Origin of the sequence: Enterobacter bugandensis (genome assembly GCF_900324475.1) — a bacterium.
GTDB classification, from domain to species: domain Bacteria; phylum Pseudomonadota; class Gammaproteobacteria; order Enterobacterales; family Enterobacteriaceae; genus Enterobacter; species Enterobacter bugandensis.
Window position 1 is genome coordinate 3783861 of record NZ_LT992502.1, and the last position, 20644, is coordinate 3804504.

The following is a 20644-nucleotide window of genomic DNA, read 5'->3' on the forward strand; positions in this document are numbered from 1 at the left end:
CGGGTAAGGCGAAGCCACCACCCGGCAATCACAGTTAAAATGCCTGCCCTACTTTCAGCACCGCCGCGATATTCCTTGCGGCCATCTGTACATTCGCGCTGGCATTTTCCAGCGCGTCCTCCAGCGAGCAGATGGTGTAGATCACGCTAAACACCGCGTCTAAGCCGTGATCGTGTACCACGCCAACATCCGCCGTCAGGCTGCCTGCAATGCCTATCACGGGCTTATTAAAGCGTTTCGCCACTTTCGCCACTCCTACCGGCACTTTGCCGTGGATCGTCTGGCTGTCGATGCGGCCTTCCCCGGTGATCACCAGATCCGCATCGGCCACCTGGTCGGCCAGGTGTAGCGCATCGGTCACAATCTCAATGCCCTGGCGCAACTGCGCGCCACAAAAAGCGTACAGCGCTGCGCCCATGCCACCCGCCGCACCGCCGCCAGCAAGGTTGAGCACATCAATGTCCAGATCCCGGGCAATGACTCTTGCATAGTGCGCAAGCGCGTTGTCCAGGGTGACGATCATCTCGGGTGTGGCGCCCTTTTGCGGGCCAAATACCGCTGACGCGCCATCCTTACCGGTGAGCGGATTCGTCACATCGCAGGCGACTTCTATCCGGCACTCCGCCAGACGCTGGTCGAGGCCGCTCAGGTCGATCCGCGCAAGCTTATCCAGCTCGCCCCCACCCTGCCCCAGCGGCTGTTCATTGTCGTCCAGCAGCTTCGCCCCCAGCGCCTGCACCATCCCGGCGCCGCCGTCATTGGTGGCGCTGCCGCCGATACCGATGATGATATGCTTAACGCCCGCATCCAGCGCGTGGCGGATAAGTTCCCCCGTGCCCCAGGAGGTCGTTTTCAGAGGGTCACGCAGTGAAGGGGCTACCAGTTCCAGACCGCTTGCCGCCGCCATTTCAATAAAGGCGCTCTGCTCGTCACCGGATATCCCATAAAACCCGTCCACGCGCTCGCCCAGCGGACCGGTCACCGGAACGTGCACAATGCGTCCCCGGGTTGCCGCGATCATCGCCTCAACCGTGCCTTCACCACCATCAGCGACCGGCAGTTTGACGTACTCCGCCTCAGGGAAAATCTCGCGAAAACCGCGCTCGATCGCTGTCGCAACCTCAAGCGCACTCAAACTTTCCTTATACGAGTCCGGTGCGATAACAATTTTCATAAGCCATCCTTACGCATAGTCGTTACGTTAAGCATACACCACGTAGGAAACCGCTCATGGGAGCGGTCCCAATGCGTTTATCGTACCATGCACGGACGTTTATTGTCGAATGTCCAGTCAGGGATCAGGTACTGCATCGCCATCGCGTCGTCGCGCGCGCCCAGACCGTGTTTTTGATACAGCTCGTGTGCTTTCATTACCTGATCCATATCCAGCTCGACGCCCAACCCCGGCGTGGACGGCACCTGCACCATGCCACCTTTGATCTCAAACGGCTCTTTGGTGAGGCGCTGGTTACCCTCCTGCCAGATCCAGTGCGTATCGATAGCGGTAATGGTGCCCGGCGCGGCGGCGGCGACGTGGGTAAACATCGCCAGCGACACGTCAAAATGGTTGTTGGAGTGCGAGCCCCAGGTCAGGCCAAACTCGTGGCACATCTGCGCCACGCGAACCGAGCCCTGCATTGTCCAGAAGTGCGGGTCCGCCAGTGGGATATCCACCGATTGCAGAGAGAGCGTGTGCCCCATCTGACGCCAGTCGGTGGCGATCATATTGGTCGCGGTCGGTAGCCCCGTAGCGCGACGGAATTCCGCCATGACTTCGCGGCCCGAAAAGCCTTGCTCAGCCCCGCACGGATCTTCCGCGTACGCCAGCACGCCTTTCAGCTGCTTGCCAATATCGATCGCTTCATCAAGCGACCACGCGCCGTTCGGATCCAGCGTCACGCGCGCCTGCGGGAAACGTTTTGCCAGCGCGGTAATGGCCTCCGCCTCCTCTTCCCCCGCCAGCACGCCGCCTTTCAGTTTGAAATCATTGAAGCCATATTTTTCATAGGCGGCTTCTGCCAGCCGCACCACCGCATCCGGGGTCATCGCTTCTTCGTGACGAACGCGGTACCAGTCACATTGCTCATCCGGCTGGCTCTGATACGGCAGCGGCGTCAGCTTGCGGTCGCCGACAAAGAACAGATAGCCGAGCATCTCCACTTCACTGCGCTGCTGGCCCTCGCCCAGCAGCGACGCGACGTTAACGCCCAGGTGCTGGCCCAGCAGATCCAGCATCGCGGCTTCAATGCCGGTCACCACGTGGATAGTGGTGCGCAAATCGAAGGTTTGCAGACCGCGGCCGCCGGCATCGCGCTCGGCAAAGGTGTTGCGCACGGTGTTGAGGACATTTTTGTACTCACCCAGCGTTTTGCCCACCACCAGCGGAATGGCATCCTCCAGCGTTTTGCGGATCTTCTCCCCGCCCGGAATTTCCCCCACGCCGGTATGGCCGGCATTGTCTTTGATAATGACAATATTGCGCGTGAAGAACGGCGCATGCGCCCCGCTCAGGTTCATCAGCATGCTGTCATGACCTGCGACCGGAATGATTTGCATGGAGGTGACGACAGGGGTCGTAAAAGTACTCATCGTGTAATCCTTTTATCAGTGACGTCCAAAAACAGGGCGCTTACGGTCAAATGTCCAGCCGGGGATAAGGTACTGCATCGGGCCCGCGTCGTTACGCGCGCCGCCCGGTAGCTTTTTATACGCCTCATGGGCTTTATGAACCTGATCCCAGTCAAGCTCCACGCCCAGCCCCGGCGCATCGGGTACGGCAATTTTACCGTTTTTGATCTCCAGCGGATTTTTCGTCAGGCGAGCTTCGCCTTCCTGCCAAATCCAGTGGGTGTCGATGGCGGTCGGGTTACCCGGCGCCGCCGCGCCAACGTGGGTAAACATTGCCAGCGAGATATCGAAATGGTTGTTGGAGTGGCAGCCCCAGGTCAGGCCCCAGTCATCGCACAGCTGCGCCACGCGCACCGCGCCGGAGAGCGTCCAGAAGTGCGGGTCTGCCAGCGGAATGTCGACGGCGTTCAGCATCACCGCGTGGCCCATTTCGCGCCAGTTGGTGGCGATCATATTGGTCGCAACCGGCAGCCCGGTTGCGCGGCGGAATTCGGCCATCACCTCGCGGCCTGAGAAGCCCTGCTCCGCGCCGCACGGGTCTTCCGCGTAGGTCAGCACGTCCCCGAGACCTTTACACAGGCTAATCGCCTCATCCAGCAGCCAGGCGCCGTTCGGGTCAACGGTGATGCGCGCCTCCGGGAAGCGTTTTTTCAGCGCCCGGGCTGTTTCAATCTCCTGCTCGCCGGGCAGCACGCCGCCTTTCAGCTTGAAATCCTTAAAGCCGTAGCGATCCTGCGCAGCTTCAGCCAGGCGCACAACCGTCTCGCTGGAGAGCGCTTCCTGATGGCGCAGCTGATACCAGTCGTGGTCACCCGGTGAACGAGCCAGATAGGGGAGATCGGTTTTATTGCGATCGCCAACGTAGAACAGATAGCCCAGCACGGTGACCGCATCGCGCTGTTTGCCCGGCCCCAGCAGTTCGCAGACCGGAACGTTAAGGGCTTTACCGAGTAAATCCAGCAGCGCCGCTTCCAGGGCGGCGACCGCATTGACGCGCAGTTCAAACGTCCACGCGCCCTTGCCGAAGGTATCAAAGTCCGCCGACTGATTGCCCTTATGCACCCGCTGAACCACCTTGTTCAGACGAGCCACTTCCTGACCCACGACCTGTGGAATAGCCTCTACCAGGGTCTGGTAGATCACTTCCCCGCCGGGGGCTTCACCCACCCCGGTATTGCCTGCGCTATCGGTCAGCACCACGATATTGCGGGTAAACCATGCGTTATGCGCGCCGCCAATATTGAGCAGCATGCTGTCCTGACCGGCCACCGGGATAACTTTCATTTCCGTGACGATAGGGCTTGATTGTGTTGTCATCATCCGCGCTCCACAACAGGTTTAAGTTCGACGCGTTTAATATCGCCCACCAGCACCAGGTAACTCAGCACCGCCACCAGGGCATGCACACCAACGTAGATTAGCGCGCCGTTGAAAGACCCCGTGGTGCCGACGATGTAGCCGATAGCGATAGGCGTGACAATCCCGGAAACGTTGCCGAACATATTGAACAGACCGCCGCTCAGGCCGCTAATCTCTTTCGGTGCCGTATCCGCCATCACCGCCCAGCCCAGCGCGCCAATCCCTTTGCCGAAGAAGGCCATCGCCATAAAGCCGATAATCATCCACTCGGCACTGACGTAGTTACAGAACACCATGGTCATGGAGAGCAGCATGCCGAGCACAATCGGCGTTTTACGCGCGATGTTCAGCGAACCCGTGCGGCGCATCAGCCAGTCGGAAATGACCCCGCCAAGCACGCCGCCGATGAAGCCGCAGATTGCCGGGACCGAGGCAACAAACCCCGCTTTGAGGATCGACATGCCGCGCGCCTGCACCAGATAAACCGGGAACCAGGTGATAAAGAAGTAAGTTAAGGCGTTGATACAGTACTGACCGAGATAGATACCGATCATCATGCGCGAGCCGACGAGCTGCTTGATCTGCGCCCATTTCTGGCTGAAGGGGACTTTTGCTTTGTCAGATTTCTGATCCATATTGATCAGCGCCCCGCCCTCAGCAATGTATTCCAGCTCCTTCTTGTTCACGCCAGGGTGCTGATTCGGTTCGTGGATCACTTTCAGCCAGATAAAGCTGATGACGATCCCAAGCCCGCCCATAAAGAAGAAGACGTGCGACCAGCCCACCTCATGCGTCAGCCAGCCCATAATGGGCGCAAAGATCACCGTTGCGAAATACTGGGCGGAGTTAAAAATTGCCACCGCTGTTCCCCTCTCCTGCGCAGGAAACCAGGCCGCGACAATGCGGCTGTTGCCCGGGAAGGAAGGGGCTTCCGCCAGGCCTACCAGAAAGCGCAGCGTAAAGAGCGCCACGATAATGCCAAAGCCGCTGAAGATATCGACGAAACCCTGCAAAAGGGTAAAAGCAGACCAGATAAAGATGGACCAGAAATAGACGCGTTTAGAGCCAAAACGGTCCAGCAGCCAGCCGCCAGGAATTTGGCCGATGACGTAGGCCCACGAGAATGCAGAGAAAACGTAACCCATGCCCACCGGATCAAGGCCGATGTCTTTTGCCATTTCCGAGCCGGCAATCGACAGCGTGGCGCGGTCACCATAGTTAAAGGACGTGACGATAAACAGCATCACCACTATCCAGTAGCGGGCATTAGTGCGCTTTTCAGCGCTGCTCGCTGCGTGGCTTAATGTACTCATTGTTGCACTCCTGAAACATAGCTTTCGCCTGTTCATTCTGTACAGCACCGGTAGGGTAATCAGAATGAGATAAGTTTTGTCGTTTTAGTACGGCGTGAAGCCGTTTTATTGTGACCGGAAAAGTATATGAAGGAGTGACAGGTTCGCTCACCGTGCAGAAACACAACATTGATGAGTGTGGGGAACGTGGTTTGAGGCATAAGCCCAAAGCAGTGGAAGATACTTCACGGAATTGAGGATTTGATGCGGCTTTGTTGCCGGGTGGCGGCTACGCCTTACCCGGCCTACGAAACTATTTAAGTAGCGTTGCCCAGTGTTCAACCCACGGGTTCGACTCGCTTTCGGGTTCAGGATGCTCACCGGCATCAATCAACAGCATCTCGCCGACGCGCTGGGCGCTCTGTTCCTGAAGAAGCGCATCGAACTGCTTGCCGCCGCCGCAGAAGTTGGCGTAAGAGCTATCGCCGAGGGCAATAATGCCGTAGTGGACGTCCGGCTGGTAGCCAAGCCGATCTTTAATGCCCTGGAAAAGCGGCACGATACTGTCCGGGAGATCGCCCTGACCGGTGGTGGAGGTCACTACCAGAATGTATTTATCTTTATACTTTTCCCAGTCCGCCAGTTCCGGGTCTTCATAGACCGTGGCTTTATGGCCCTGGCTTGTCAAAATCGCCTCAGCCTCTTCCGCTACCAGCAGCGAGTTGCCATACATCGTGCCGACAAAAATGCCTACTTCAGCCATGCTTTGCTCCCGTAATTATTGCGCTTACCGTTCATCCTGAACGTTGCCTGATACAAACTCAACCCTTTCATTTTCGGGGAGTTGTCCCCGCCAGCCAAACTGTGACAACGCCTGCATCCAGACGTCGTCCAGCCCGGCACGAATAATCAGTGGTTCACCGGTAAACGGGTGAGTCAGGCTAAGCTCGCTGGCGTGAAGCATCAGTCTGTTACAGCCAAAATGCTCTGCCGCGCTGCGGTTCTGGCGCAGATCGCCGTGCTTGCTGTCGCCAATAATCGGGTGGCGCAGGTGCGCAAGATGACGGCGAAGCTGGTGCTTGCGTCCGGTTTTGGGCAAAAGCTCAACCAGGCTGTAGCGTGTGGTGGGGAATTTGCTGGTTGCTACCGGCATTTCCGTTGTCGCCATGCCGCGATAATCCGTCACCGCGGGCTGCGGGCCTTTGTCATCGCGGGCAAATTTATCGGCGATTTTGTCCAGCTCCTCCACCAGCGGATAGTCCAGCGTGGCGGATTCGGTCAGCCAGCCACGAACGATCGCGTGGTAGCGCTTCTGGATCTGGTGCTGTTCGAACTGCTGCGCCAGCAGGCGGCCCGCCTCGCTGGAAAGCCCCATCAGCAGCACGCCGGAAGTCGGTCTGTCGAGGCGGTGCGCGGTAAACACATGCTGACCAATCTGGTCGCGCACGGTTTGCATCACCACCACTTTCTCATCGCGATCCAGCCAGCTGCGGTGCACCAGCCAGCCAGACGGTTTATTCACCGCCACCAGCCACTCGTCCTGATAGAGGATTTCCAGCGTCATGCCTCTTCACCGGCAAACAGGGCGTCCAGTTTTTCCAGCTCAACCAGCATCACATCGCGCGCAGGGTGCGTCGCCTCAAGCGCCATTTCATAGTAGGGAGAAACGGCGAACGCCTGCGGCAAAGGGTGGCCGCCTTCCAGCAGCGCGTGCATGCGCGGAATTAATACCCACTGGAGCCACTCGAACGGTGCCAGCGTATCCAGGCAGAATGGCTGGGTACTGGCAAACGCTTCCGGATTCGGCGCGGTCTCCTGCCACAGCTGATGCTGGCGCAAAAGGGCTTCGATGGCGTGCAACTGAGCACGAACGCTATCGTGTTGCGTCATAGTAACCTCAACTGAAAAAGTGAACGGCGCGCAGCATAGCATTGCGGAAGACAGAAATAAAAAAGGGAGCACTGTAAAAACAGTGCTCCCGGTTCGTTTCGCAGCATTCCAGCTACAATTCGTGCTCCCTGCTCTTCCGTGACAACTTTTCCTGATGCCCGAAGGCCTGGTCATCCTTATACCTTTTGCATCCTGCACACATCTTCCTGACGTGTTTGTTTCATCCTGAAACGTCCTGGCCTTCCTGACCCACCGACCATCCTGTTCGGTTCTCGTTCTCCTTCCTGGAGGTGTCCCTTACGCGTCCTGCGTTATCCTTTTGCTTCATCCTGAAGCCTTCCTGCAGCGCCATCCTGACGTGTCCTGAGTAAGAAACGCCATCATCCTGATGTTCGTTTCTCGTGTCGGCGTCCTGTCGACGGAGATAGAATCCGCTATTCCGCTTCGTCTTACAACCCACCCTTGCAGCACTGTAAGCCGTAAGAAATCCCTAAAAAAGATGCGATGAACAACTAATTCTTTGAAAAACAGAGTGATATTAATCTGAATTAAATAAGGCAATACTGAATGATCCAGCGATCTCTCACAAACCTTGTAAGAGATCTCTCACACGCGCCGTAGCATCATGGATTACAGAAGTGGCTCAAGCCGGGTAAGGAAATCCGCAAGAGAGGGGGCGAGCGTTTCGCGATTGCGGGTACCGATGGTCTCTTTAATCACTTCCCCGGACAGGTTGCAGACGGATATCACATCCAGTTCGCTGTCCAGCGTGGCAATAAAGAGCGTCGGAGAAAGCTTAAGGCGTTTTTGCGTGACCAGATGACCAATCAGGTTTTCCTGAACACGCTGCAGATCGTCTTCGCTCCAGGTCTGCAACAGCGTCAGCGTCAAATCACCCAAGCGCGCGGGCATATCCCCTGCAAACTGCGTGGCATAAAACGCGTGAACCGCTGGTTGTACCACAAGGTCCATAGCCCGTTCAACCGCATTTACATTTTGCTCAGCGGTATTGGGCTTCGGCTGCCAGATAACATAGTCATCCTGCGAAGAGATAATGCACGGCGACGGCACGCCATATAAATCAGCGCTTTGCGGCCATGTTCCGTGCTTTTCATGCCACGCGTCGCAATAGCGGGTTGTGAAGGTAGTAAGGGCATTTGCAGATTCGATGTCCACCGATTTCTCTCTTCTTGTAAGACAGGATAAACTCTGCCCATAAGTGTACCTGTAAAGTGGCTATGAAACATGTCTTACGAAAATCATCAGGCGTTAACCGGCCTAACGCTGGGTAAATCGACCGATTACCGCGATACCTACGATGCAAGCCTGCTGCAGGGCGTGCCGCGCAGCCTGAACCGCGATCCTCTTGGACTGCATGCGGACGCATTGCCGTTTGTCGGCGGCGATATCTGGACGCTGTACGAACTCTCCTGGCTTAACGCGCGCGGTCTGCCGCAGGTGGCCGTGGGCCACGTTGAGCTGGACTATGCCAGCGTGAACCTGGTCGAGTCCAAAAGCTTTAAGCTCTATCTCAACAGCTTCAACCAGACCCGATTCAACAGCTGGGACGAGGTTCAGCAAACGCTGGAGCGGGATTTAGCCGCCTGCGCGCAGGGGAACGTGTCCGTCTCGTTATACCGCCTGCACGAGCTGGAAGGACAGCCCATTGCCCATTTCCACGGAACCTGCATCGACGAGCAGGACATCGAGGTGGAGAATTATGAATTCAGCGCCGATTACCTCGAAAACGCGGCGGGCGGAAAAGTGGTTGAAGAGACGCTGGTCAGCCATTTGCTGAAGTCCAACTGCCTGATTACCCACCAGCCGGACTGGGGTTCGGTGCAGATCCAGTACCGAGGCCCGAAAATTGACCGGGAAAAACTGCTGCGCTATCTGGTGTCGTTCCGCCATCACAACGAATTTCACGAGCAGTGCGTGGAGCGTATTTTTAACGATATTCAGCGTTTCTGCCAGCCGGAGAAACTGAGCGTTTATGCACGCTATACCCGCCGTGGTGGGCTGGACATTAACCCGTGGCGCACCAACACCGATTTTGTGCCAACAACGGGCCGGCTGGTGCGTCAATAATATAAATATTTTCACAATATGCGTGCGGTATTCCGCCGAAGTGTTGTGAAACGTCACGCGCCAGGGCTATTGTAATCAAAGGGAATGACGATAATCGTCCCATAAGGAGCTCACTTGATTACACATATTAGCCCGCTTGGCTCAATGGATATGTTGTCGCAGCTGGAAGTGGACATGCTTAAACGCACGGCCAGCAGCGATCTTTATCAACTGTTTCGTAACTGTTCACTTGCCGTACTGAACTCCGGAAGCCTGACAGATAACAGTAAAGAACTGCTGTCCCGCTTCGAAAGCTTTGATATTAACGTGCTGCGCCGCGAGCGTGGCGTGAAACTGGAAGTGATCAACCCGCCGGAAGAGGCCTTTGTCGACGGGCGTATCATTCGTTCCCTTCAGGCCAACCTGTTTGCCGTCCTGCGCGACATCCTGTTTGTTAACGGGCAGATTCACAACGCGGGCCGCTTCCAGCATCTCGACCTGGAAAGCTCCGTTCATATCACCAACCTGGTGTTCTCTATTCTGCGCAACGCCCGCGCCCTGCACGTTGGCGAGGCGCCGAACATGGTCGTCTGCTGGGGCGGCCACTCGATTAACGAAACCGAATATCTCTATGCCCGTCGGGTCGGAACGCAGCTTGGCCTGCGCGAGCTGAATATCTGTACCGGCTGTGGTCCGGGTGCAATGGAAGCACCAATGAAAGGTGCAGCCGTGGGTCATGCGCAGCAGCGTTACAAAGAGGGGCGGTTTATCGGCATGACCGAGCCGTCAATCATCGCCGCTGAGCCGCCTAACCCGCTGGTCAATGAGCTGATTATCATGCCGGATATCGAGAAGCGTCTTGAGGCGTTTGTTCGTATCGCTCACGGGATTATCATCTTCCCGGGCGGCGTGGGAACGGCGGAAGAGCTGCTCTATCTGCTGGGGATTCTGATGAACCCGGCCAACAAAGATCAGGTTCTGCCGCTGATCCTGACCGGCCCGAAAGAGAGCGCCGACTACTTCCGCGTGCTGGACGAGTTTATCGTGCATACGCTGGGAGAAGCCGCGCGTCGTCACTATCGCATCATCATTGATGACGCGGCGGAAGTGGCGCGCCAGATGAAAAAAGCGATGCCGCTGGTGAAAGAGAATCGTCGTGATACCGGTGATGCGTACAGCTTTAACTGGTCAATCCGCATTGCGCCTGACCTGCAGATCCCGTTCGAGCCGACCCATGAAAATATGGCGAACCTGAAACTCTACCCGGACCAGCCGGTGGAAGTGCTGGCCGCCGACCTGCGTCGCGCCTTCTCCGGGATTGTGGCGGGCAACGTGAAGGAGATGGGCATCCGCGCGATTGAGCAGTATGGTCCGTACAAGATCCATGGCGACCCGGAGATGATGCGCCGTATGGACGACATGCTTCAGGGCTTTGTGGCTCAACACCGCATGAAGTTGCCGGGTTCAGCCTACATTCCGTGCTACGAAATCTGCACGTAACGCTCAGTTTCTTCTCCTCAAAGCCGGGGCACCCTGTAGCGGGTCCCGGCTTTTTTATTAGCGAATCAATTCATAGGCCTCACTTATAACTTTAACAAACTTACGGCGAACGCAATCGATTACCTCCATTTAACAACCGTAATTTATCAGCCTTAAACTAAATTACCCGCAAGAAAATCCTAAAAAGCCATATCTTTACAGCGGAAGACACCTATATTGCGGGCCGCTCTTTTAGCCCACATGTCGTTGGTGGTAGCCTTCGCGCCCGTAAATTCTATTTGATGTTTTTTTAACAGATAAATGGTCTAAAGATGCCCACATCATAAGTGGATTATTGCATTTGGGATCGCGATCACTGATAGATTCATAACGAGAATGTATCTTTCCGCCCGCCAATAGTTACGGGCGAAAATTATTAAAAAACCGTCACTGAACGAATTTCATATTACCGTCAGGCACTTTTTCATCGGATTTGACTAAAAACCTGACAATTTGCTTCCTCCAGGAGATACAGATGGAAACCACTCAAACCAGCACCGTTGCTTCGATTGAATCCCGAAGTGGTTGGCGCAAAACGGATACCATGTGGATGCTGGGCCTTTACGGCACGGCAATCGGCGCTGGTGTACTGTTCCTTCCTATCAACGCAGGCGTCGGCGGTCTGATTCCGCTGATCATCATGGCCATCATCGCCTTCCCGATGACCTACTTCGCACACCGCGGTCTGACCCGCTTCGTGCTGTCCGGTAAAAACCCGGGCGAAGACATCACCGAAGTGGTTGAAGAACATTTCGGCGTTGGCGCAGGTAAACTGATTACCCTGCTCTACTTCTTCGCGATTTACCCAATCCTGCTCGTCTACAGCGTGGCGATCACCAACACCGTTGAAAGCTTCATGACGCACCAGCTGCACATGACGCCGCCACCGCGTGCCATTCTGTCTCTGATCCTGATCGTCGGCATGATGACCATCGTGCGCTTCGGCGAGCAGATGATTGTTAAGGCCATGAGCGTGCTGGTCTTCCCGTTTGTGGCTGCGCTGATGCTGCTGGCCTGCTACCTGATCCCACAGTGGAACGGTGCAGCGCTGGAAACCCTGTCCCTGAGCAGCGCGTCTGCGACCGGTAACGGCCTGCTGATGACCCTGTGGCTGGCGATCCCGGTAATGGTCTTCTCCTTCAACCACTCCCCAATCATCTCCTCTTTCGCCGTGGCGAAACGCGAAGAGTACGGTAATGGTGCAGAGAAGAAGTGCTCCAGCATCCTGGCCCGCGCTCACGTGATGATGGTGCTGACCGTGATGTTCTTCGTCTTCAGCTGCGTACTGAGCCTCTCCCCGGCGGACCTGGCGGCAGCGAAAGAACAGAACATCTCTATTCTGTCTTACCTGGCGAACCACTTTAACGCACCGCTGATTGCGTGGATGGCACCGATCATCGCGATGATCGCCATCACCAAATCCTTCCTGGGCCACTACCTGGGTGCGCGTGAAGGCTTCAACGGTATGGTGATTAAATCTCTGCGCGGTAAAGGCAAGAGCATTGAAATCAACAAGCTGAACAAAATCACTGCACTGTTCATGCTGCTCACCACCTGGGCGGTAGCGACCCTGAACCCAAGCATCCTGGGCATGATTGAAACCCTGGGTGGCCCGGTTATCGCGATGATTCTGTTCCTGATGCCGATGTACGCGATTCAGAAAGTGCCTGCCATGCGCAAGTACAGCGGCCAGGTCAGCAACGTGTTTGTGGTTATCATGGGCCTTATCGCTATCTCTGCGATCTTCTACTCCCTGTACACCATGTTCTGATGAACGCCCGCGCCGCCTTCGGGCGGCGCACTCCTCCCCCTCTGACTGAAAGCAATGGACGCATCATGATTAGCGTATTCGATATTTTCAAAATCGGTATTGGTCCTTCCAGCTCTCACACCGTCGGACCAATGAAAGCCGGTAAGCAGTTCACGGATGACTTGATTGCACGCGGCATTCTGCACGACATCACCCGCGTGGTTGTCGATGTGTACGGCTCGCTTTCCCTGACCGGGAAAGGCCACCATACCGATATCGCCATTATCATGGGCCTGGCGGGAAATCTGCCGGATACCGTTGATATTGACGCGATCCCTGGCTTCATCCAGGACGTGAACACCCACGGTCGTTTGCTGCTGGCAAACGGTGAGCATGAGGTTGAATTCCCGGTTGACCACTGCATGAATTTCCATGCGGACAACCTGTCGCTGCACGAAAACGGCATGCGCATTACCGCGCTGGCCGGCGACAAAGCGGTTTACAGCCAGACGTATTACTCCATCGGCGGCGGCTTTATCGTCGACGAAGACCACTTTGGTCAAACCACCACCTCTTCTGTTGAGGTGCCGTATCCGTACAAAACCGCGGCGGATCTCCAGCGCCACTGCCAGGAGACGGGGCTTTCCCTCTCTGGCCTGATGATGAAAAACGAGCTGGCCCTTCACAGCAAAGAGGAGCTGGAACAGCACTTCGCTAGCGTCTGGGAAGTGATGCGCGGCGGCATTGAGCGCGGGATCACCACCGAAGGCGTTCTGCCGGGCAAGCTTCGCGTACCGCGTCGTGCGGCGGCGCTACGTCGTATGCTGGTGAGCACCGACAAAACGACAACGGACCCGATGGCCGTCGTCGACTGGATCAACATGTTCGCCCTGGCGGTGAACGAAGAGAACGCCGCAGGGGGCCGCGTCGTCACGGCGCCAACCAACGGTGCCTGCGGTATCGTTCCGGCCGTGCTGGCGTACTACGACAAGTTTATCCGTGAAGTGAACGCTAACTCCCTGGCGCGCTACCTGCTGGTCGCCAGCGCGATTGGTTCTCTGTATAAAATGAACGCCTCCATTTCCGGTGCGGAAGTAGGCTGTCAGGGCGAAGTCGGCGTGGCATGCTCCATGGCGGCAGCGGGCCTGGCGGAACTGTTGGGTGCAAGCCCGGCGCAGGTCTGCATCGCTGCGGAAATCGGCATGGAACATAACCTGGGGCTAACCTGCGATCCGGTTGCCGGACAGGTACAGGTGCCGTGCATCGAGCGTAACGCCATCGCCTCCGTCAAAGCGGTGAACGCGGCGCGTATGGCGCTGCGCCGCACCAGTGAGCCGCGCGTCTGTCTCGATAAAGTTATCGAAACCATGTACGAAACCGGTAAAGATATGAACGCCAAATACCGCGAAACCTCTCGCGGCGGCCTGGCGATGAAGATCGTAACCTGCGATTAAGCCTCTCAGGAAGCCTCGTTTTGCGAGGCTTCTTCCTGTTTTCCCTCACGCTATTCGTTTCATCCTGCCTACAGTGATACCCTTTACCCATTAGATTTAAGGGAGAATATCTGTGGCTGTTCATTTGCTTATCGTCGACGCGCTCAATCTGATTCGCCGAATCCATGCGGTACAAGGCACGCCCTGCAAGGACACCTGCCTGCACGCGCTGGAGCAGCTTATTCGCCACAGCGAGCCGACGCACGTCGTGGCCGTGTTTGATGACGAAGCGCGCAACAGCGGCTGGCGACATCAGCGCCTGCCCGACTACAAGGCTGGACGCGCGCCGATGCCGGACGATCTCCATGCCGAAATGCCCGCTCTGCGTGCCGCCTTTGAGCAGCGCGGCGTCCCCTGCTGGGGTGCACAGGGCAATGAAGCCGACGATCTCGCGGCCACCCTGGCCGTAAAAGTGGCAAGTGCCGGGCATCAGGCCACTATCGTTTCAACTGACAAAGGCTACTGCCAGCTGCTCTCCCCAACTATCCGCATTCGCGACTATTTTCAAAAACGCTGGCTGGACGCGCCGTTTATTGCCAGCGAGTTCGGCGTCTTGCCTGAGCAACTGCCGGATTATTGGGGTCTGGCAGGCATCAGCAGCTCTAAGGTTCCGGGTGTCGCCGGTATTGGACCAAAGAGCGCCGCCCAGTTGCTGACCGATTTTCAGAGTCTGGAAGGGATTTACGCCCGTCTGGATGAGGTGCCAGAAAAGTGGCGCAAGAAGCTGGAGGCGCATAAAGAGATGGCGTTTATCTGCCGCGAGGTGGCGACGCTACAGACAGATTTACAGCTGGACGGGAATTTACAGCAGTTGCGGTTAGAACGTTAAAACGTCAACACCGTTTTGTAGGCCCGGTAAGCGCAGCGCCACCGGGCAAAACAAAGCACGCACTATCGCTCGTCGCGACGTCCGCCTACAGCCGCCCACCAGCGACGGATGTGTACCGTCACCTCTTCGCGGTCGTGGTACAACTGACGCGCCTGGATCTCCACGTTAATACCGTGCTCATCCAGCTGTGCCTGAATATAGGCCAGGTTCTGGGATACCTCCTCGTAGCGCTTTTTCATCGGCAGCTTGAGGTTGAAAATGGTCTCACGGCACCAGCCGTTCACCAGCCAGGAGGCCATCAGCGCGGCCACTTTCGCCGGCTTCTCCACCATGTCGCACACCATCCACGAGATGTTGTTGCGGGTTGGGCGATAGCGGAAACCGTCCTCTCGCAGCCAGGTGACCTGTCCAGTGTCCATCAGGCTTTGCGCCATTGGGCCGTTATCCACAGACGACACCCACATGTTGCGTTTCACCAGCTGATAGGTCCAGCCGCCCGGGCACGCGCCAAGGTCGACGGCATACATGCCGTTAGCCAAACGCTCGTCCCACTCATCTGCCGGGATAAAGACGTGAAACGCCTCTTCAAGCTTCAGGGTTGAACGGCTCGGCGCATCTGCAGGGAACTTCAGGCGCGGGATGCCCATAAAGAATGGCGAATTGTTATTGGTGTACGAATAGCCCGCATAGCAGCAGCCCGGTGCGATAAAGAAGATATGCACCACCGGACGCTTCGGCGTTTCGTAGTTTGTCAGTATGCCCGCGTCACGCAGCGCTGCGCGCAGCGGCACGGTGAACTTACGGCAAAACTTCATCAGCTCTTTGCTTTCGTTGGTATCGGCAACCTCAACGCGCAGGTCGCCGCCCTTCTCCACCACGCCCTGCAGCATTCCCACAATCGGCGTGATGCGATCTTCCGGCGGAAGATCTTTCAGCAACTCACCCGCGACGAACATCTGGCGGGCGAAGATCAGCGAGCTGAACGGCAGCTCGCGCGCCAGCTTGTCGGCGTCTTCAGGCTGATAACACTCGAATACCACATAGCCCGCATTTTCTTTTACGCGAGCAAAGCCGAAGACTTCGCGCTTCGCCGCTTTATCGGTAATTTCCGCGGCGCACTCTTTCTCAAACCCCGGGCGACAATATAAAACAACCTTATTCATGAACAACGCCCTTGCGTTTCAGACGGATAGCTCCGATAAACATTAATACCCAACCCGCCAGGAAGCTCACGCCGCCGACAGGTGTAACAAACGCCCACAGGCGCAAATGCGAGAGGGCCAGACAGTAAAGGCTGCCGCTAAACAGCACGGTACCCAGCGCCATAAATACGCTACTCCAGTAAAACCAGATGCTTATCCGGCGCTGCATCGCCACCGCCAGCCCAAAAATAGCCAGCGTATGAAACGCCTGGTATTCAAGGCCGGTCTGGATCCAGCCCATCTCGACGGCGCCCAAAGACTTGCTCAATACGTGCGCGCCAAAGGCGCCCAGTGCAACAAAAATAAAGCCACTCACCGCGGCAAAAATCAGCATGAATCGGCTGGTCATGTTTAAGTCCTGAATTAATGCGTGCCCGGCACACAAACGTTATTGTTCATACCTGAAGCGGAATTTTTCTTGCTCGCTTGCCGCTTTCGCCAGTATCCACTGCCGGAAGGCGGCTATTTTACCCAGTTCTGCCTGACTGTCATGACAAACCAGATAAAATGCATTCTTGCTGACCAGTACATCATTAAAAGGGCAAACCAGACGGCCTGCCTCAATTTCGGACTGCGCCATCACGTTGTTCGCCAACGCCACGCCCTGTCCGTGAATGGCAGCCTGTAGCACCATCGCACTATGGCTAAAAATGGGGCCCTGCTGCACGTTTATATGACTAAGACCTAATTGACGGGTATAAGTTTGCCAGTCGCGGCGAGAGGCATCATGTAAAAGCGTATGCTGCGCCAGGTCAGCGGGTGTTTTCAGCGCCTTGTCGCCTGTTAAAAGCAGAGGCGAACAGACCGGCAGCAGATATTCTGCGTATAATTTCTCGACACGCAAGCCCGGCCAGTTGCCGCGACCATAAAAAATGGCGACATCCACATCATCGGCCAGCTTGTCTTCCTGACGATCCACCGCCTGGATTCGAACGTCGATCCCCGGATAAGCTGAGTTAAAGCTTGAGAGTCTTGGCACCAACCACTGAATGGCAAAACTGGGCAATAAACTAACAGTCAGGGCACCTTTTGCACTGCGGGCCTGCAGCTTACGCGTGGCTTCCGTGAGCTGGGAAAAAATCTCTTTAATATCCTGAAAATAGCTCTGCCCCTCTTCGGTCAACAGCAAGGAACGATTGCGTCGGCGGAACAGCTTAAGGCCCAGGAAATCCTCCAGGGACTTGATTTGGTGACTTACTGCGGCCTGTGTCACAAAAAGCTCATCTGCCGCACGGGTGAAGCTCAGGTGACGTGCTGCTGCATCAAAAACGCGTAATGCATTAAGGGGTGGCAATCGCTTTGACATGGTTATCTGGCTTAGATGTTAACGGAATTTAACAAACAGGAAACAACGTTTAACCTATTAGTTTTTTTTATCTGAGCCATTATAATTTGTCCGTTGAGGAACTACCAGCAAATACCTATAGTGGCGGCACTTCCTGAGCCGGAACGAAGAGCTTTTTTCGGAATGCGTGTTCTGAAGGGCTTTTGGCTTACGGTTGTGATGTTGTGTTGTTGTGTTTGCAATTGGTCTGCGATTCAGACCACGGTAGCAACGCTACCAATTTTTCACTTCCTGTACATTTACCCTGTCTGTCCATAGTGATTAATGTAGCACCGCCAATTTGCGGTGCTTTTTTTTCGCCTGCGATCGATTAATGCTCGATCTCTTTCATCTCTTTCACGTCCGTGCGGTTGATCTGCTGCTTGTTCCCGTTAGCATCTTTGTACGAAATCATCCCGGTATCGTTATCGGTAGTCGGTTTCCCTTCCGAAACGATAGAACGACCATCGTTTGTGTGCATCACGTAGTTGTTACCAGAACAGGCGCTCAGGGCAAAAGTAAACGCACAGGCAGAAATGATTGCAGCTGTCTTATTCATGATTATTCTCCTTTAGCAATTAATGCTATTCAAACCTCGATTTATAACAGGCTAAAACATCCGCCTAACACTATTTAGCATAACCTGCTTTTTCGAGGTCGCCAGGATAAGCAGACAAATCTGATAGATATCAACCTCCTTGCCCTGCCGCTGAAATTGCGCGACGATCTCTCTATCGACACGAGGAATTCCATGAACGCTTTCAGTCCTGCGCAGTTTCGCGCACAGTTTCCGGCGCTGGCCGATGCCGGTATTTATCTTGATAGCGCCGCCACGGCCCTGAAGCCCAAGGCGGTGATCGAGGCCACGCAGCAGTTCTACAGCCTGAGCGCCGGCAACGTACATCGCAGCCAGTTTGCCGAAGCACAGCGCCTGACCGCGCGCTATGAAGCCGCACGCGATCAGGTTGCACGCCTGATCAATGCCGAAAGCGGGAAAAATATCGTCTGGACGCGCGGCACGACCGAAGCCATCAATATGGTGGCCCAGTGCTATGCCCGCCCGCTGCTGCAGCCAGGGGACGAGATCATTGTCAGCGAAGCAGAGCACCACGCTAACCTGGTGCCCTGGCTGATGGTGGCTGAGCAAACGGGCGCGCGCGTTATTATGCTCCCGTTGAGTGCAGACTTTCTGCCTGACGTGGCCCGTCTCCCTGAGCTGATTACCCCCCGCAGCCGCGTTCTGGCGCTGGGGCAGATGTCCAACGTCACCGGCGGCTGTCCGGACCTGGCTCGCGCCATTGAGATTGCCCATGCCAGCGGCGTGGTGGTGATGGTCGACGGTGCTCAGGGCGTGGTTCATTTCCCCGCTGATGTGCAGGCGCTGGATATCGACTTCTACGCCTTCTCCGGGCACAAACTCTACGGGCCAACCGGGATTGGCGCGCTGTACGGTAAACCGGAACTGCTGGCAAAAATGACGCCGTGGCTCGGCGGCGGCAAAATGATTACCGAAGTGACCTTCGACGGTTATAAAACGCAGGAGGTGCCTTACCGTCTGGAAGCGGGCACGCCGAACGTGGCCGGGGTCATCGGCCTCAGCGCCGCACTTGAATGGCTGGCGGAAACGGACGCGGTTCAGGCGGAAAGCTGGAGCCGAGGGCTGGCGACGCTGGCAGAGGAAGAACTGAAAAAACGCCCGGGTTTCCGCTCGTTCCGCGTTCAGGATTCCAGCCTGCTCGCCTTTGATTTTGCTGGCGTGCATCATAGCGATATGGTGACGCTGCTGGCCGGATACGGCATTGCCCTGCGCGCAGGACAGCACTGCGCCCAGCCGCTGCTGGCGGCGCTCGGCGTAAGCGGTACGCTGCGCGCCTCGTTTGCGCCGTATAATACCCAAAGCGATGTCGACGCGCTGGTTAGCGCCGTTGACCGCGCCCTTGAAATACTGGTGGATTAATGACTAGCGCTGCTTTAGCCGGACATCCGTTTGGCACGGTCATCACTGAAGAGACCTTAAAACAGACCTTCGCCCCGCTCCAGCAGTGGGAAGATAAATATCGTCAGCTGATCCTGCTGGGTAAACAGCTCCCAGCTCTTTCCGGCGATCTTAAAGCGCAGGCGAAAGAGATTGCGGGCTGTGAAAACCGCGTCTGGCTGGGCGTGAGCGTCTCCGGCGAGAAGCTGCATTTCTTCGGCGACAGCGAAGGGCGCATCGTCCGGGGCCTGCTGGCGGTCCTGTTAACCGCCATTGAGGGGAAAAGCGCGGCGGAATTGTTAACGCACTCGCCGCTGGCGCTGTTCGACGAACTGGGGCTGCGCGCGCAGCTTAGCGCCTCGCGTGGTCAGGGCCTGATCGCGCTCAGCGACGCGGTGCTGGACGCCGCACGTCAGGCTCAGGCCTGACGTTCCGCCTTCGCCATCATTTTCTTCAGGGCGTGAGAGACCGCCACAAAGCCAAAAGAGGCGGTTACCATGGTGGCCGCCCCAAAGCCTGACGCGCAGTCCATGCGTTTTGGCCCTTCCGCCGTGCTTTTCATCGCACAAACTGAACCATCCGCCTGCGGGTAGACCAGCGCTTCGGTGGAGAACACGCAGTCGACGCCCAGCTTGCCCTTGCTGTTCTTTACCACATTGAAGTCGCTCTTCAGGCGTTCACGCAGCTTGGCAGCCAGCGGATCCTGAATGGTTTTCGCCAGATCGGCAACCTGGATCTGCGTGGGATCGATTTGCCCGCCCGCGCCACCAGTCGTGACCAGCGGCACCTTGTAACGACGGCAGTATGCGATCAGCGCCGCTTTAGGCCGCACGCTGTCGATGGCGTCAATCACATAGCTGTAGCCTTTGCTCATGTACTCCGCGACGTTATCTGCCGTCACAAAGTCGTCGATCACCGTCACCCGACACTCCGGATTGATGAGGCGAATGCGCTCCGCCATCACCTCGGACTTCGCCAGACCGACGTTATCACGCAGGGCGTGGATCTGACGGTTAGTGTTGGTTACACAAACGTCATCCATATCAATCAGCGTGATTGCGCCAATCCCGGTTCTCGCCAGCGCTTCCGCCGCCCAGGAGCCGACACCGCCAATGCCCACGACGCAGACGTGCGCATCCGCAAACAGCTGCAGGGCTTTTTCACCATAGAGACGTGCCGTGCCGCCAAAACGCTGGCGCCAGGCATCGCTGATTACCACAGACATAAAACCTCAGATGTAAAAAGGGTGAGGTTTTCCTCACCCTGAACAGTAATCCGTATTGCGCTCAGAATACC

At 56.4% G+C, this 20644-nt stretch carries 20 protein-coding genes; 7 read left to right on the forward strand and 13 right to left on the reverse strand.

Going from position 1 to position 20644, the window contains the following annotated elements; all coding sequences use genetic code 11:
* Window positions 1-34: 34 nt before the first annotated feature.
* From DG357_RS18240 to syd, 8 genes are all read right to left on the reverse strand, one after another.
* Complete coding sequence (locus tag DG357_RS18240) at window positions 35-1174, reverse strand: glycerate kinase (protein ID WP_028014259.1); 1140 nt, start codon at window positions 1172-1174, stop codon at window positions 35-37.
* Window positions 1175-1251: 77 nt separating this feature from the next.
* Window positions 1252-2589, reverse strand: a complete 1338-nt coding sequence (gudD, locus tag DG357_RS18245; RefSeq protein ID WP_088204213.1) for a glucarate dehydratase — start codon at window positions 2587-2589, stop codon at window positions 1252-1254.
* 15 nt (window positions 2590-2604) lie between these two features.
* Window positions 2605-3945 (reverse strand): enolase C-terminal domain-like protein, encoded by a 1341-nt coding sequence (locus tag DG357_RS18250; RefSeq protein WP_088204303.1) that lies wholly within the window; start codon window positions 3943-3945, stop codon window positions 2605-2607.
* Window positions 3945-5300, reverse strand: coding sequence for a galactarate/glucarate/glycerate transporter GudP (gene gudP / locus DG357_RS18255; protein ID WP_041908405.1), 1356 nt, complete (start codon window positions 5298-5300; stop codon window positions 3945-3947). Before gudP ends, DG357_RS18250 begins: the two co-directional genes overlap by 1 nt.
* 292 nt (window positions 5301-5592) lie before the next feature.
* Window positions 5593-6042 (reverse strand): flavodoxin, encoded by a 450-nt coding sequence (locus DG357_RS18265; protein ID WP_028014263.1) that lies wholly within the window; start codon window positions 6040-6042, stop codon window positions 5593-5595.
* A 24-nt stretch (window positions 6043-6066) separates the two neighbouring features.
* Entirely contained in the window at window positions 6067-6843 is a 777-nt protein-coding gene (gene truC / locus DG357_RS18270; protein WP_028014264.1) for a tRNA pseudouridine(65) synthase TruC, read from the reverse strand.
* Window positions 6840-7169: a YqcC family protein gene (locus DG357_RS18275; protein ID WP_028014265.1), complete on the reverse strand. Its 330-nt coding sequence runs from the start codon at window positions 7167-7169 to the stop codon at window positions 6840-6842. Before DG357_RS18275 ends, truC begins: the two co-directional genes overlap by 4 nt.
* A gap of 630 nt (window positions 7170-7799) precedes the next feature.
* Window positions 7800-8345 (reverse strand): SecY-interacting protein, encoded by a 546-nt coding sequence (syd, locus tag DG357_RS18280; RefSeq protein WP_088204214.1) that lies wholly within the window; start codon window positions 8343-8345, stop codon window positions 7800-7802.
* Window positions 8346-8414: 69 nt separating this feature from the next.
* Here syd and queF point away from each other — a divergent pair, with 69 nt between their 5' ends.
* From queF to xni, 5 genes are all read left to right on the forward strand, one after another.
* The gene (gene queF / locus DG357_RS18285; protein ID WP_088204215.1) at window positions 8415-9257 is read left to right on the forward strand and encodes an NADPH-dependent 7-cyano-7-deazaguanine reductase QueF; all 843 of its coding nucleotides are present in this window, start codon (window positions 8415-8417) and stop codon (window positions 9255-9257) included.
* A gap of 114 nt (window positions 9258-9371) precedes the next feature.
* Window positions 9372-10736: a nucleotide 5'-monophosphate nucleosidase PpnN gene (ppnN, locus tag DG357_RS18290; protein ID WP_023309027.1), complete on the forward strand. Its 1365-nt coding sequence runs from the start codon at window positions 9372-9374 to the stop codon at window positions 10734-10736.
* 514 nt (window positions 10737-11250) lie between these two features.
* Entirely contained in the window at window positions 11251-12546 is a 1296-nt protein-coding gene (locus tag DG357_RS18295; RefSeq protein WP_028014268.1) for an HAAAP family serine/threonine permease, read from the forward strand.
* 65 nt (window positions 12547-12611) lie between these two features.
* Window positions 12612-13979 (forward strand): L-serine ammonia-lyase II, encoded by a 1368-nt coding sequence (sdaB, locus tag DG357_RS18300; protein ID WP_028014269.1) that lies wholly within the window; start codon window positions 12612-12614, stop codon window positions 13977-13979.
* A 112-nt stretch (window positions 13980-14091) separates the two neighbouring features.
* Complete coding sequence (gene xni / locus DG357_RS18305; RefSeq protein ID WP_028014270.1) at window positions 14092-14847, forward strand: flap endonuclease Xni; 756 nt, start codon at window positions 14092-14094, stop codon at window positions 14845-14847.
* A 62-nt stretch (window positions 14848-14909) separates the two neighbouring features.
* On the opposite strand, the gene rlmM is transcribed toward xni, so the two are convergent.
* From rlmM to DG357_RS18325, 4 genes are all read right to left on the reverse strand, one after another.
* The gene (rlmM, locus tag DG357_RS18310; protein WP_028014271.1) at window positions 14910-16010 is read right to left on the reverse strand and encodes a 23S rRNA (cytidine(2498)-2'-O)-methyltransferase RlmM; all 1101 of its coding nucleotides are present in this window, start codon (window positions 16008-16010) and stop codon (window positions 14910-14912) included.
* Window positions 16003-16398 (reverse strand): DUF423 domain-containing protein, encoded by a 396-nt coding sequence (locus DG357_RS18315; protein ID WP_028014272.1) that lies wholly within the window; start codon window positions 16396-16398, stop codon window positions 16003-16005. Before DG357_RS18315 ends, rlmM begins: the two co-directional genes overlap by 8 nt.
* 39 nt (window positions 16399-16437) lie before the next feature.
* Window positions 16438-17355 (reverse strand): glycine cleavage system transcriptional regulator GcvA, encoded by a 918-nt coding sequence (gcvA, locus tag DG357_RS18320; RefSeq protein WP_014885066.1) that lies wholly within the window; start codon window positions 17353-17355, stop codon window positions 16438-16440.
* A gap of 349 nt (window positions 17356-17704) precedes the next feature.
* Window positions 17705-17932: a YgdI/YgdR family lipoprotein gene (locus tag DG357_RS18325; RefSeq protein WP_008499648.1), complete on the reverse strand. Its 228-nt coding sequence runs from the start codon at window positions 17930-17932 to the stop codon at window positions 17705-17707.
* Between the two features lie 192 nt (window positions 17933-18124).
* On the opposite strand from DG357_RS18325, the gene csdA reads away from it, so the two are divergent.
* Together csdA and csdE are read left to right on the forward strand one after the other, a co-directional pair.
* The gene (csdA, locus tag DG357_RS18330) at window positions 18125-19330 is read left to right on the forward strand and encodes a cysteine desulfurase CsdA (protein ID WP_088204216.1); all 1206 of its coding nucleotides are present in this window, start codon (window positions 18125-18127) and stop codon (window positions 19328-19330) included.
* Window positions 19330-19776: a cysteine desulfurase sulfur acceptor subunit CsdE gene (gene csdE / locus DG357_RS18335; protein WP_088204217.1), complete on the forward strand. Its 447-nt coding sequence runs from the start codon at window positions 19330-19332 to the stop codon at window positions 19774-19776. Before csdA ends, csdE begins: the two co-directional genes overlap by 1 nt.
* Here csdE and tcdA read toward each other — a convergent pair.
* On the reverse strand, window positions 19767-20573 hold the full coding sequence (gene tcdA, locus DG357_RS18340; protein ID WP_006811804.1) for a tRNA cyclic N6-threonylcarbamoyladenosine(37) synthase TcdA: 807 nt from the start codon (window positions 20571-20573) through the stop codon (window positions 19767-19769). The two genes, csdE and tcdA, sit on opposite strands and share 10 nt — an antisense overlap.
* Window positions 20574-20644: the final 71 nt, after the last annotated feature.